This is a genomic window from Cypionkella sp. TWP1-2-1b2, assembly GCF_049896245.1.
In the GTDB taxonomy this organism is placed as follows: Bacteria; Pseudomonadota; Alphaproteobacteria; order Rhodobacterales; family Rhodobacteraceae; genus Cypionkella.
The window spans coordinates 15534-29131 of record NZ_JAFCTX010000005.1 but is presented as its reverse complement, the minus strand read 5'-3'; the positions used below and the strand labels follow the sequence as shown (position 1 = coordinate 29131).

Genomic DNA, 13598 nt, shown 5'->3' with positions numbered 1-13598 from the left:
TGCGTCAGGATTGTTTCCGAGTAAAGGGGGCTAAGCTTTATTTAGTGCCAAACATGCGATCACCCGCATCCCCTAGCCCCGGAACAATATATCCGTGGTCATTCAGTTGCCTGTCTACTGCTGCTGTGACGATCTGAACATCGGGATGCGCCTCTTTCATCCGCGCAATGCCTTCGGGGGCCGCCAGCAAGCACAAAAACCGGATATTCTTCGCACCCGATTGTTTCAAAAGCGTAATCGCGGCCACGCTCGAATTCCCCGTCGCCAGCATCGGATCGACCACGATCGATACCCGTTCTTCCAGATGATCGGGCAGCTTGCAGTAGTATTGCACCGGCTGCAGTGTTTCCGGGTCGCGGTACAATCCGATAAAGCCCACCCGCGCCGCCGGGATCAGTTCCAAGATGCCATCCAGCAAGCCATTACCGGCCCGCAGGATCGAGATCAGCGCCAGTTTCTTGCCGTCAATCGTCGGCGCGTCCATCGGCTCAATCGGCGTCTCGATGTGCTTGGTGGTCATCGGCAACTCGCGCGTCACCTCATAGGCCAAAAGCAGGCTGATCTCACGCAGAAGCTTGCGGAAAGACGCGGTCGAAGTGTCTTTTTCGCGCATAAGCGTCAGCTTATGCTGCACCAATGGGTGGGAAACGACGGTCAGATGTTCAGCCATTGGCCTGCTCCAGAGTTTTCAGAATGCGGGTTTTGGTATCGGCGTCACAAAACGCCGCGTCAAGCGCGGTGCGGGCAATCGTGGCAAAAACCGCCTCGTCCCAGTCAAACGCTTGGTGCAGCATCTCATATTCCCGCGCCATCGTGGTGTGGAAAAATGGCGGATCGTCGGTGTTGATGGTGACCTTGACGCCGCGATCATACATCTCACCAATCGGATGCTTGCGGAAACTGGAGTAGATTCCAAGCGCGACATTCGAGCCGGGACAGACCTCCAACACCACGCCACGCTCGGCAATCTCGTCTACCAACGCCATATCCTCAATCGCGCGCACGCCATGACCAATCCGCTCTGCCCCCAGATCATTCATCGCCGCGCGCACCTCATCTGGGCCCTTCCACTCGCCCGCATGGGCGGTGATCCGCAACCCCGCCTCACGCGCCATATCGAACGACCATAGGAAATCCTTCAATTCCCCGGATTTCTCATCGCCACCAATGCCAAAGCCGGTGATGAACCCGCCCGCCGTCTCTGCCGCACAGCGCGCAGTTTCCCGCGCCTTCTCCGGCCCGAAATGCCGGATCGGCGTGACGATGCCGCGCAAAGTGATGCCGAAATCCTTCTCGGCTTTGGTCGCAGCTTCGGTGATCGCGTGCAGATATTCACGCCAAGCACCCAAATCGCGGCCGCCGCAAAAATCAGGGCTTAGGAAAGTTTCACTGTAAAGAACGCCACTTGCAGCACTTTCTTCAAGCACCGCAAGGGTAAGGCGATAGAAATCCTGCGGCCCTTTCAGCGGCTCGCAAGCCGCCTCATAGACCTTCAGAAAGTTCCAGAAGTTGGTGAAGCGATAGCTGCCGTCCTCGTTGAAAATCCCACCAATGTCGATGTTCTTCTCTTTGGCAAGCCCCCTGATGAACGCAGGCGGCGCTGCACCTTCCAGATGCAAATGCAGCTCAATCTTCGGCATTTTACTCAAATTGTTCATCCTATCTGCTCAAATATCATGCGGTGATTAGCGAAAAGAAATCCTCCAGTGGAGGATTTCCGCGAAGAACGCCCGGCCCGTGGCCGGGCTGGGGGGCTAGCCCCTCGGGGGAGGTCATAGAAACGACCTTCCCGGCCCTTGCGCAGCCACCCCCAAATGCGCGGCGACACTCGCCCCCACATCCGCAAACGCCCGCAGCCCCAAACCACCAGACCCAATCCCCGCGCAAACAACCGGCACCCGCTCCCGCGTATGTTCAGTCCCCGCCCAAGTCGGATCATTGCCATGATCAGCGGTGAAAATCGCCAGATCGCCGGGACGTAACCGCGCCAGAAACGCCCCGACACGGGCATCAAACCACTCTAACGCGCGCGCATATCCCGCCACATCGCGGGGATGGCCATAGAGCGTGTCAAATTCGACAAAGTTGGCAAAGGTCAAGGAACCGTCCTCGGCATTGTCAAGCAAGCCATACAAATATCCGAAAAGGTCAAGATCACTCTTGCCCTTCCACAGCTTGCCAATGCCCTTCATCGAGAAAATATCGCCGATCTTGCCAATCGCATGCGTCTCGCGCCCCGCGCTTTGCACCCATTCCAGCAATGTCGGCCCCGGCGGGTCCATCGCATAATCATGCCGGTTGGAGGTGCGCTTGAACGCCCCTGGCACCCCGGTAAAAGGCCGTGCGATCACCCTTCCGACCTTCATCGCATGCAGATGCGGCGCCAGATCCTGACACAGTTTCAACAGCCGCTCTAACCCAAACGCTTCCTCATGTGCTGCAATCTGGAACACTGAATCCGCCGAAGTGTAGCAAATCGGCCAGCCGGTGCGCAGATGCTCGGCGCAATGCTGCTCGATGATCGGCACGCCCGAGGCGTGGCAGTTGCCTAAAATCCCCTGCGTTCCGGCCAACTTACACACCAACGCCACCAAATCATCCGAAAACGCCGGGACGGTATCGGGGAAATACGTCCAATCCCACGGCACCGGCACCCCGGCCAGTTCCCAATGCCCCGAGGGCGTATCCTTGCCGCGCGACACCTCTGTCGCCGCCCCCCAACGACCCACGGGCACTGCGTCAAACCCCGGAGCCTCCAACCCGGAGGCCAGCCGAATGGCAGCCCCCAAGCCCAAACGATCCAGATGCGGCATCCGCAATGGCCCCGCGCGCGCCACTTCAGCCCGCCCCAAAGCACAGGCTTCGGCGATATGCCCCAAAGTATTCGCCCCGGCATCGCCGAAATCCGCCGCATCCGGCGCGCCGCCACAGCCTACCGAATCCATCACGATCAGAAACGCGCGTGCCACCTAAGCGATCCTTTTGATGATCAAATCCGGGTCTGGCGGCGCCACCACCCCCATCGCATAGGCCGCCTGCACCCGCAGAATTGCTTCTTCCGCCGCCGCTTCCGTCGCCGCATGCACCATGCACAGCGGATCGCCCGCACCGATATCCTCGCCAAGTCCAGCCAGATCAGAAAGCCCGACCGACAGGTTCAACTTGTCGCCCTCGCGCTGTCGCCCACCGCCAAGGCCAACCACCGCCAGACCCAAACCCTGCCCATCAATCGCTGTGACAAAGCCTTGCCGCAGGCTTGGCACTTCACGGATCACCGTCGCCGCAGGCAGACGATCCGGCCAGCGCTCGACAAAATCCAGCGGCCCACCCTGCGCCGCCACCATGCGGCCAAACCATTCCGCCGCAGCCCCGGATTCCAGCGCCTGCTCAATCCGCCCAGCCCCATCCGCAGGGTCGGCCGCAAGCCCGCCCAAGGCCAAAGCCTCGCCGCCCAAAGCCATGGTGATATCCCACAGCGCCGCGTTCACAGAAGTGCCGGTCAGCGTCTCCATCACCTCAATCACCTCCAGCGCATTACCCGCAGCGGTCGCCAAAGGCTGGCTCATATCGGTGATCAAAGCGCTGGTCATACAGCCCGCCCCTTGTGCTGTATGCACCAAGGCCCGCGCCAAAGCTTCCGCCTCGGCTAGCGTTTTCATAAACGCGCCGGACCCGCATTTCACATCCAGAACAAGCGCTTCCAGCCCAGCCGCCAGTTTTTTCGACAAGATGGAAGCGGTGATCAGATCCACCGATTCCACCGTTCCCGTTACGTCGCGCACCGCATAAAGCCGTCGATCCGCAGGCGCAATTTCGGCGGAGGCCGAGACAATCGCACAGCGAATATCCTTCAACTGCCGCCGCAACTGGTCTTCGGAAAGCCCGGTTTTGAACCCCGGAATAGATTCCAACTTGTCCAAAGTCCCGCCGGTATGGCCCAAGCCCCGCCCCGAAATCATCGGCACATAGGCGCCGCAAGCCGCCAGCGCAGGCGCCAGCATCAGCGACACGCAATCGCCGATCCCCCCAGTGGAATGTTTGTCCAGCACCGGCCCCGGCATGTCCCATTCCAGCACATGCCCCGAGTCTCGCATCGCCCGCGTCAGCGCCACACGCCCCTGCTCACCTAAGCCTTTCAGCAGCACTGCCATCGCAAACGCCCCCGCCTGCGCATCGCTCACAGCGCCAGAGGCCAGCCCCTGCGCGAACCATTGCAACTGCTCGGTCGAGGGCACCACGCCATCGCGCAAGCTGACGATAATGGCGCGGGCATCCATTAGGTATTGTCCATATGGGCAGCGGTAAACACCCCCGGCAGCAATTCCGCCACCGTCAGGGATTTCGATTTTCCATTGGTGGTATAAAGCGTTACCCGCACGTCTTGACCCGCAAACTCGGCGATTTTCTGACGGCAGCCACCGCAGCAGGGCACAGGCTCGGGGCTATCAGCGATCACCGCAATCTCGGCAATCCTTGTGTCACCGCTCGCAATCATCGCCGCAATCGCTCCGGCTTCGGCGCAGGTGCCTTCCGGGTAGGCCACGTTTTCGACGTTACAGCCGACGTGCAGATTGCCTTCAACCGACAGGATCGCCGCCCCCACCTTGAACCGCGAATAGGGCGCATAGGCGCGCAGCCGCACCTCGGTTGCAGCGGTTAACAACGACATCAGCGGCTCCACTTCCTGACCATATGATCCAGAACTGTGAGCCGCTTCAGGCCAAAGTGCAAGTGCGCTACAAAATCTGCGTCGGCGGATTTCCGGGGAGCGAGACCTCTAACACCTGCAAATCGCCCGAACATTCCGCATAGCGTGTCGCCATGCCGGGCGGGATCACAAAGGCATCGCCGGGGGCGAGGCGGAAGGGGGCTTTGCCCTCGCCCTCCAGCACCATATCGCCCGTCATCACGAAGCTGAACAGAATATCGCCTTGATGTTTGGTCCACGGAGCCACCCCATTTGGCCGCGCCACCATCACCGACGCCACCCCCTTGGTGTTGGCGTTAATGGTGGTATCGCGCGCCTCAAACCCCGGAATTCGGAACGGCGCAAACGCCCCTGTGCTGCCAATATTGTGCACGAAACGCTGGCCGTCCCATTCGCGATCACGGTTAACGGTGCCATTCGGCAGGATCATAACGTGGTCAATCTCGGTGACGTGCTCGGCAGGAACGCCGATTTCCACCACCTGTACGCCTTCCGAGTGTAGCACTTTATGGCGAATGGTGGGCGGCTGAATGAAGCAATCGCCCGCTTCAATCCGCATAGTATCGCCTTGATCTTCATAGAGAACATCAACCCAGCCCGCGACGCAGAAGATGAGCTGAAACCCAACCTTATGGTAATGCACCATATCCGGCACCGGGCCATCCGGCACCCGGATGTGGCTGGCGATCATCGCACCGCCCAACCGAGTCGGGATCAGATCGCGGTATTCCATGCCGGCACGCCCGATCACCCAAGGCGCTTGATCGGCCAAGCGGCGGACCACAAAGGCATGTTCGGTTTTCGGCAGCACCAGCGGCGGGTTCAACTCATCAATTTCCACCCGCGTGCCGCCCGGAGAGGTCAAAGTCTTCGCGCCGTCGGCAATCGGATCATCGGTCAAAATCCGCAGCAAACCGGGGGCGGCCTTGCTTTCGGCGTCCAGCCGCAGCCGCAACCCGTGGCCCGAGATCACCGCCACCGCCGGGTTATCCGCCGGGTAAATCATATCCATCCGCATCCCCAAGGTCTTGGTAAAGAACGGCAAATCCTTACGCAAGTCGAGGGTCGGCAGCACGATTTCGGCGCGAATATCAGACATTAACTTTTCCCTTTGGGCCCATAGTTGTTCGGCCCGTATTTGGCCATGTATTTGGCGCTATATTTCAAACTTAAAGCTTCGATTTCAAGCGGTTTCTTGTGATACGAGCTATCACCAAACCGCTTTGACTTTGCGATGGGCTTGGTTTGGTTTAAGTCTGCCAGCGCATACTCAAACCAAAAGCACACGCACCATTGACAAAAAGCCGCTAAAACACCGTGTGGAAAAGCCACAGTTGGCGCGCGATACAAACTGGTTTAAGGGTAAACTATAAATCTGCGGGAGGTTCGGATGGAAGAAGCACGGCAAGATAACGCACGGCAAGCGGCGCTGGATTACCACGAATTCCCGAAGCCGGGAAAGCTGGAGATCCGCGCGACCAAGCCGCTGGCCAACGGCCGCGACCTCTCGCTGGCGTATTCCCCCGGCGTGGCTGAGGCTTGCCTTGAGATCAAAGCTGATCCCGCCACTGCCAGCCGCTACACCGCGCGCGGCAATCTGGTGGCGGTTGTCACCAACGGCACCGCTGTGTTAGGCCTTGGAAACATTGGTGCTTTGGCCTCAAAGCCGGTAATGGAAGGAAAGGCGGTTCTGTTCAAGAAATTCGCCAATATCGACTGTTTCGATATCGAGTTGAACGAACCCGATCCCTATAAACTCGCCGATATCGTTTGCGCGCTAGAGCCAACCTTCGGCGCAATCAACCTTGAAGACATCAAAGCCCCGGATTGTTTCATCGTTGAACAACTTTGCCGCGCGCGGATGAAAATCCCGGTGTTCCATGACGATCAACACGGCACCGCCATCGTGGTGGGGGCCGCCGCCACCAATGCCCTGTACGTTGCGGGCAAGAATTTCGCCGATATCAAGGTGGTCTCTACCGGTGGTGGCGCTGCGGGAATCGCCTGCCTGAATATGCTGCTGAAACTGGGCGTCAAACGTGAAAACGTCTGGCTCTGTGACCTTGCCGGCCTCGTCTACAAAGACCGCAACGAGCAGATGACCGAGCAGAAGGCGGCCTATGCCCAAGGCAGCACCGCAGCCTCGCTCTCCGAAGTGATCAAGGACGCCGATCTGTTCCTCGGCCTGTCCGGTCCCGGTGTTTTGACTGCCGAAATGGTCGCGAAAATGGCCCCGCGCCCGATCATCTTTGCGCTGGCCAACCCGAACCCCGAGATCATGCCGGAAGCCGTCCGCGCCGTCGCCCCCGATGCGATCATGGCCACCGGTCGCTCTGATTTCCCCAATCAAGTCAACAACGTGCTGTGTTTCCCCTTCATCTTCCGCGGCGCTTTGGACGTCGGCGCCACGGTGATCAATGACGAGATGCAACTCGCCTGCATCGAAGGCATTGCGGCCCTTGCCCGCGCCACCACCAGCGCCGAGGCCGCCGCCGCCTATACCAGCGAAAAGCTGACCTTTGGCGCAGATTATCTGATCCCGAAGCCGTTCGACCCCCGTCTGATCGGGGTGGTTGCCAGCGCGGTTGCCAAAGCCGCGATGGAAACCGGCGTCGCCACCCGCCCGATCCACGATCTGGACGCTTACCGCGAAAAGCTGAATGGTTCGGTGTTCAAATCGGCGCTGATCATGCGCCCGGTGTTTGAAGCCGCCGCCACCGTCAGCCGCCGCATCATCTTTGCCGAGGGTGAAGATGAACGCGTGCTGCGCGCCGCCAATGCCATGCTGGAGGAGATGACCGACAAGCCGATCCTGATCGGCCGACCCGAAGTCATCGCGACGCGCTGCGAACGCGCGGGCCTGCCGATCCGCCCCGACAAAGACTTTGAAATCATCAACCCCGAAAGCGATCACCGCTACCGCGACTACTGGGGCTCCTACCACGAGTTGATGGCGCGCCAAGGCGTCACCCCAGATATTGCGCGCGCCGTGATGCGCACCAACACCACCGCCATCGCGGGCATCGCCGTGCATCGTGGCGATGCCGACAGCATGATCTGCGGCACTTTCGGGCAGTATCTGTGGCATCTGGGCTATGTCCGCCAGATTTTGGCCCGAGACGGCCTGCATCCCCGCGCGGCTTTGTCGCTGATGATTCTGGAAGACGGACCGCTCTTTATCGCCGATACCCAGATCAATGCTGTCCCCTCCGCTTTGCAAATCGCCGAAACGGTGATTGGGGCGGTGCGCCACGCCAAGCGGTTCGGCGTTACGGCCAAAGTTGCTTTGTGCAGCCATTCCAGCTTTGGCAATCTGGATAGCGACTCGGGTCGGCGGATGCGCGAAGCGCTCGAAATACTCGACGCCCGAGAGGTAGATTTCATCTACGAAGGCGAGATGAACGCCGATGCAGCCCTTGATCCTGAGTTGCGCGCCCGCATTTTCCCCGGCTCGCGGATGCAGGGTGCGGCAAATGTGCTGGTGTTCGCCTATTCCGACGCCGCCAGCACCGCCCGCAACATGTTGAAACTGAAAGCCGATGGCCTTGAAGTTGGCCCTATCTTGATGGGCATGGGCAACCGCGCCCACATCGCCACGCCGTCCATCACCGCGCGTGGGCTTTTGAACATGACTGCTATCGCGGGCACGCCAGTCGCGCATTACGGTTAAACATCGCCGCCGAAATCTTCGCAAACCCGGCACGTCGGGTTTGCAAACTCCGCAGTATGTGCGCAAACACCGTAAGATTTTCGACAGTTTGCAACACTTTGCGCTCAGCTGTGCGCAATATATGCAAACTTAGTGTCGCATACACGTCGCGATCCTTGCGCGACTCACGGCACCCCGCATAACACTCCCGCAGCTTTGGAGGAGGCATACAATGGTATACCGTGAAATCTATGCAGGCTGGCAAGCCAACCCGGAAGCGTTCTGGATGGAAGCCGCGTCGAAGATTGATTGGGTGAAACCGCCGTCCAAAGCCTTGGATGCCTCGCGCGCGCCGCTGTATGAATGGTTCACCGATGCCACGGTCAACACCTGCTGGAACGCGGTTGACCGTCACGTTCTGGCCGGGCGCGGCGATCAACTGGCGATCATCCACGACAGCCCGGTGACCCGCACCAAGCACGCGATCACCTATGCCGAGTTGCAAACCCGCGTCGCCTCGCTTGCCGGGGCCCTGCGCGCCAAGGGCGTGAACAAAGGCGACCGCGTCATCATCTACATGCCGATGGTCCCCGAAGCCCTAGAGGCGATGCTGGCCTGCGCCCGTCTGGGGGCGATCCATTCCGTGGTGTTCGGCGGCTTTGCGGCGGCAGAACTGGCGGTCAGGATCGACGATTGCACCCCGAAAGCCATCATCGCCGCCAGCTGTGGCATCGAGCCGTCGCGGGTGATCCACTACAAACCGCTGCTGGATGCGGCCATCGACATGGCCCACCATAAACCAGACTTCTGTGTGATCCTGCAACGCGAACAAGAGGTTGCGGCGCTGATCCCAGGTCGTGACGTGGCGTGGCACAGCTTTCAGTTTGGCACCGAGCCTGCCGAATGTGTGCCCGTCGCGGGCAATCATCCGGCCTATATCCTGTATACCTCGGGCACCACCGGCGCGCCTAAAGGTGTGGTGCGCCCCACCGCGGGCCATCTGGTGGCACTGAACTGGACGATGCGGGCGATCTACGATTGCGGCGTGGGCGATGTGTTCTGGGCGGCCTCGGATGTCGGCTGGGTCGTCGGTCACAGCTATATCTGTTACGCGCCGCTGATCGCCGGATGCACCACCATAGTGTTTGAGGGCAAACCCGTCGGCACCCCGGATGCGGGCACGTTCTGGCGGGTGATCGCCGAGCACAAGGTGAAAACCTTCTTCACCGCCCCCACCGCCCTGCGCGCCATCAAGCGCGAGGACCCGAACGGCGCATTGCCCTCAGGCTATGATCTCAGTGCGCTGAAGACGCTGTATCTTGCCGGAGAACGCGCCGATCCTGACACCATCCACTGGGCGCAAAGCCATCTGAACATCCCGGTGATTGATCACTGGTGGCAAACCGAAACCGGCTATGCCATCGCCGCCAATCCCATGGGGATTGAGGCAATGCCTGTGAAAATCGGTTCTCCCACCGTGGCGATGCCCGGCTATGACGTGCAAATCCTCGATGAAGGCGGCCATCCGGTGGCCTCCGGCACTTTGGGCGCGATCACGGTGAAGCTGCCGCTGCCCCCCGGCACCCTGCCGACGCTGTGGAACGCCGAGGATCGCTTCATCAAAAGCTACCTGACGCATTTCCCCGGCTATTACGAGACGGGCGACGCGGGCTATGTCGATGACGACGGCTATCTGTATATCATGGCCCGCACCGATGACGTGATCAATGTCGCAGGGCACCGCCTGTCTACCGGGGCGATGGAGGAAGTTCTCGCCAACCACAAAGACGTTGCCGAATGTGCGGTGGTCGGCGTGGCGGATGCGCTGAAGGGCCAAAGTCCGGTCGGATTCCTGTGTCTCAACACTGGCTGCAGCCGTCCGCATGATCAAATCGTCAAGGAATGTGTGCAACTGATGCGCGACAAAATCGGCCCAGTCGCCGATTTCAAACGTGCGGTGGTGGTGGACCGCTTGCCGAAAACCCGCTCTGGCAAGATCCTGCGCGGCACTATGGTCAAGATCGCAGATGGCACGACTTGGAAAATGCCCGCCACCATCGACGACCCGGCGGTTCTTGATGAAATTCGCGCCGCCCTGCAAACCATCGGCTATGCCAAGGCCTGACCAAAGCCCTACGCCTCAAGCCGCACTAGACAAAGCCGCCGCAGCGCTTACTTTGAGGCCATGCGCAACAGCCCTGCCCCTCCTGATGCCCAGACCGTCGCCCTGTTGGGCCATGATCTGCGCGCGGCTTTGTCCGAGGTGATCGGCGGGCTGCGGCTGATTGAGCCTGCGCTGCTGCCGCCAGAACCCCGCGGCCATATCGCCCGCACCCATGCCGCCAGCGAAGCCTTGGCCCTGCTGTTAGAGCAAGCCCTTGCCCTGCTGCAGGACGCGCCGCTGCATCAGACCACCGCCCCAGTTGGCCTGCGCACCGACCAGTTGCTGCACAACTTGCAACTGCGCTGGACAGCGCGGGCGCAAGAACACGGGCTTGAGTTTCAGCTTGAGACCAAGGATCTGCCCGCAGAGCTGGCGCTGGACCCGGCGTTGCTGGAACGGATTCTGTCGAACCTGCTGAACAACGCGCTGAAATATGCCAATACCGGCTGCATCACGTGCAAATTGCACATCACCGCCGCGCGGCAGTTGAACATAACCGTGCAAGATCAAGGCAAAGGCTTTGCCCCCGCCACTTTGGCACGGCTTTACACCTGCAACAATCGCGATGACAGCGCCAGCATACCGGGCACAGGCATGGGGCTGCATATCATCTGGCAAATCGTCGGCCAAGCCGGCGGCCAGATCAGCGCCGCCAACCACGCAGGCGGTGGCGCTGAAGTGATGGTGCTGTTGCCGCTTCAGCACCTGCCCTCAGCTGCACCACAGGCAGTGATGCCGCCTGCCGTTGCAATCGTCGCCTCCGCGCGCTTGCAAAACCGCCATTTGTTGATCGCCGATGACAGCGAAACCGGCCGCCTGCTGCTGACCCAGCTGCTGAGCAGTCAAGGCGCGCAGGTAACGTCAGCAAACGATGGAGTGCAAGCCATCGACCATCTCAACCGCAGCCGTTTTGATGCCCTGCTGGTCGATATCGAAATGCCGCAGATGAGCGGGCTTGAAGTGATCCGCCACATCCGCAGCCAACCCGGCCCGCTGGCCCGGCTGCCGATCCTTGCGATCACCGCCTATCAGCTGCGCGCCAACAAAACGGCAATTTTGGCCGCGGGTGCCGATGGCCTGCTGTGCAAACCGGTGCTCGATGCCCAGAACCTCGCCGAAGTCCTGCTGCAAGTGCTGCGCCGTAACATAGCCCCTGATCACGCCGCCCCGCAGGTCGAACCCGGCCAGTTTCAAGAACTGTTGCAGATGGCTGGGCCGAAAATGGCCGCCGAGCTGTTGGATCATCTGCAAAAGGATGTGCGCGCCGCCGAACGCGGGCTGCTCGCCGCAGCACATGGCCCAGACTGGCTGGAAGTGCGGCGTCAGACCCATGTGATGATTGCGCTGGCGGGCACGGCAGGGGCCAGCTTTCTGCATCAGTTGGCGCAGGCGATCAACACGCTGGCGCACCAGCCGGTGCCAGATCGCGGCACGTTCCACACTCTGCTGCCACAAGCCCTTGAACAATTAGACATGTTGATCCATTTCATCGACCAGAAAATCGCCAGCCCCCTCAACTTCTCTGACCCCATCCCCTCTCAGGAGCAGCAGTGACCTCAGCTCTGTCCCCTATCCTGTTGATCGAGGACACACCCTCGTTGCAACTGCTGTATCGCGCGGCACTGACCAAAGCCGGCTATGCGGTGGTGACAGCAGGCTCGGCTGCCGAGGGGCTGGAGTTGTTGCTTGAGGCCACGCCACAGGTGATCTTGCTGGATCTGGTGCTGCCCGACCGCGATGGTCTTGATTTGATGCGCGAAATGCTGCAAATCCACCCCGGCCTGCATGTTGTGGTGATGACGGCGCATGGCTCGATCAACAAGGCGGTTGAGGCGATGCGGGCGGGCGCGCATGAGTTTCTGGTCAAACCGTTTGACGAGGCCCGACTGCTGAATGTCGTGGCCAATGCTCATAAGGCGGCGTCTGCCAAGCCGCGCGCCAAAGCCGCAGCGCCGCTGACGGTGCTGCCCGCCACGATCCTTGCGGTGCCGCCGATTGGCAGCGGCTTCATCGGCTCGTCGCAAGCGATGGCCGCCATCCACGCCACCATCGTCTCGGTGGCGCGGTCAATGGCTACGGTGTTCATCACGGGCGAAAGCGGCACTGGCAAAGAGCTGTGCGCTTTGGCGGTACATAGCAACAGCCCGCGCGCCAACGGCCCGTTCATCGCGCTGAACTGTGGCGCGATCCCGCAGGATTTGCTGGAATCCGAAGTGTTCGGCCATATGAAGGGCAGCTTCACCGGGGCGATTTCCGACAAACCGGGGGCGGCCACGGCAGCGGATGGCGGCACGCTGTTTTTGGACGAAGTCTGCGAAATGGCCCCGGCACTGCAAACCAAACTGCTGCGGTTTTTGCAAACCTCTACCGTGGTGCCGGTGGGAGCGACCCGGCCAAAGAAGGTCAATGTCCGCATCGTCTGCGCCACCAACCGTGATCCGATGGATGCGGTGCGGTGCGGCCAATTCCGCGAGGATCTGTTTTACCGCCTGTTCGTGGTGCCGATCCATATGCCGCCGCTGCGCGAGCGCGGCGATGATGTGATCGAGATCGCCGAAACCGCGCTCGCCCGCTTTGCGCAAGAGGAAGGCAAGCAGTTTGACGGTTTGTCGCCCGAGGTGCGCACGCTGTTCCGCCGCCTGCCGTGGCCCGGCAATGTGCGACAAGTGCTGAATGTGATCCGCAACGTCGCCGTGCTGCACGATGGCGGGGTGCTGACCTCTGCGATGCTGCCCGCCAGTCTGCCGCAGCAGGCGCAAGACCTGCTGATCGCGCAGTGCCCAGCCCATCCAAGCGAGCCGCCGAGCCAACCAGAACCGCTTGGCCTCGGGTCGCTGCTGGGCCGCCCCTTGGCCGAGATCGAGCGTCTGGTGATCGAAGCCACGCTTGCGCAACACAACGGCTCGGTGCCAAAAGCCGCAAGAGTGCTGGAACTGTCGCCCTCGACGCTCTACCGCAAGATTGAGACCTGGACGCAGCGCTAGGGCGATTTTTTACGTAAAAAATCGTGCCGATTTCTGTGACAGAAATCGGTTCCGCAACGGGCAAGTGTTAACACTTCCCAAACAGCCCACCCG

10 protein-coding genes are annotated in these 13598 nt (G+C 60.7%); 4 read left to right on the top strand and 6 right to left on the bottom strand.

Annotated elements, in window-relative coordinates; translation table 11 throughout:
- Positions 1-37: 37 nt before the first annotated feature.
- The 6 genes from upp to ACP7AP_RS04200 form a co-directional block, all read right to left on the bottom strand.
- Complete coding sequence (gene upp / locus ACP7AP_RS04225; protein ID WP_054006893.1) at positions 38-670, bottom strand: uracil phosphoribosyltransferase; 633 nt, start codon at positions 668-670, stop codon at positions 38-40.
- Positions 663-1658 (bottom strand): adenosine deaminase, encoded by a 996-nt coding sequence (locus ACP7AP_RS04220; RefSeq protein WP_426032556.1) that lies wholly within the window; start codon positions 1656-1658, stop codon positions 663-665. The genes upp and ACP7AP_RS04220 overlap by 8 nt, the downstream gene beginning before the upstream one ends.
- Positions 1659-1772: 114 nt before the next feature.
- Positions 1773-2969: a phosphopentomutase gene (locus tag ACP7AP_RS04215; RefSeq protein ID WP_426032554.1), complete on the bottom strand. Its 1197-nt coding sequence runs from the start codon at positions 2967-2969 to the stop codon at positions 1773-1775.
- Positions 2970-4277, bottom strand: a complete 1308-nt coding sequence (locus tag ACP7AP_RS04210; protein ID WP_426032552.1) for a thymidine phosphorylase — start codon at positions 4275-4277, stop codon at positions 2970-2972.
- A complete protein-coding gene (locus ACP7AP_RS04205; protein ID WP_426032550.1) occupies positions 4277-4669 on the bottom strand; it encodes a cytidine deaminase in 393 nt (130 codons plus the stop codon). The genes ACP7AP_RS04210 and ACP7AP_RS04205 overlap by 1 nt, the downstream gene beginning before the upstream one ends.
- 67 nt (positions 4670-4736) lie before the next feature.
- The gene (locus ACP7AP_RS04200; RefSeq protein WP_426032548.1) at positions 4737-5807 is read right to left on the bottom strand and encodes a cupin domain-containing protein; all 1071 of its coding nucleotides are present in this window, start codon (positions 5805-5807) and stop codon (positions 4737-4739) included.
- A gap of 291 nt (positions 5808-6098) precedes the next feature.
- Here ACP7AP_RS04200 and ACP7AP_RS04195 point away from each other — a divergent pair, with 291 nt between their 5' ends.
- The 4 genes from ACP7AP_RS04195 to ACP7AP_RS04180 all read left to right on the top strand — a co-directional run bounded on the left by ACP7AP_RS04195 (position 6099) and on the right by ACP7AP_RS04180 (position 13505).
- A complete protein-coding gene (locus ACP7AP_RS04195; protein ID WP_426032546.1) occupies positions 6099-8378 on the top strand; it encodes an NADP-dependent malic enzyme in 2280 nt (759 codons plus the stop codon).
- Between the two features lie 211 nt (positions 8379-8589).
- A complete protein-coding gene (locus tag ACP7AP_RS04190) occupies positions 8590-10482 on the top strand; it encodes a propionyl-CoA synthetase (RefSeq protein ID WP_426032544.1) in 1893 nt (630 codons plus the stop codon).
- A 60-nt stretch (positions 10483-10542) separates the two neighbouring features.
- Positions 10543-12075 carry a response regulator gene (locus tag ACP7AP_RS04185; protein WP_426032542.1) on the top strand — a complete coding sequence of 511 codons (1533 nt, stop codon included), beginning with the start codon at positions 10543-10545 and terminating at the stop codon, positions 12073-12075.
- Complete coding sequence (locus ACP7AP_RS04180) at positions 12072-13505, top strand: sigma-54-dependent transcriptional regulator (protein WP_426032540.1); 1434 nt, start codon at positions 12072-12074, stop codon at positions 13503-13505. The genes ACP7AP_RS04185 and ACP7AP_RS04180 overlap by 4 nt, the downstream gene beginning before the upstream one ends.
- Positions 13506-13598: the final 93 nt, after the last annotated feature.

What these genes read in the sequence shown, in the direction of transcription:
- ACP7AP_RS04195 (WP_426032546.1), top strand. Translation starts at nt 6,099, where the DNA reads ATGGAAGAAGCACGGCAAGATAACGCACGGCAAGCGGCGCTGGATTAC.
- ACP7AP_RS04205 (WP_426032550.1), bottom strand. Translation starts at nt 4,669, where the DNA reads ATGTCGTTGTTAACCGCTGCAACCGAGGTGCGGCTGCGCGCCTATGCG.
- ACP7AP_RS04200 (WP_426032548.1), bottom strand. Translation starts at nt 5,807, where the DNA reads ATGTCTGATATTCGCGCCGAAATCGTGCTGCCGACCCTCGACTTGCGT.
- ACP7AP_RS04190 (WP_426032544.1), top strand. Translation starts at nt 8,590, where the DNA reads ATGGTATACCGTGAAATCTATGCAGGCTGGCAAGCCAACCCGGAAGCG.
- ACP7AP_RS04210 (WP_426032552.1), bottom strand. Translation starts at nt 4,277, where the DNA reads ATGGATGCCCGCGCCATTATCGTCAGCTTGCGCGATGGCGTGGTGCCC.
- ACP7AP_RS04185 (WP_426032542.1), top strand. Translation starts at nt 10,543, where the DNA reads ATGCGCAACAGCCCTGCCCCTCCTGATGCCCAGACCGTCGCCCTGTTG.
- upp (WP_054006893.1), bottom strand. Translation starts at nt 670, where the DNA reads ATGGCTGAACATCTGACCGTCGTTTCCCACCCATTGGTGCAGCATAAG.
- ACP7AP_RS04220 (WP_426032556.1), bottom strand. Translation starts at nt 1,658, where the DNA reads ATGAACAATTTGAGTAAAATGCCGAAGATTGAGCTGCATTTGCATCTG.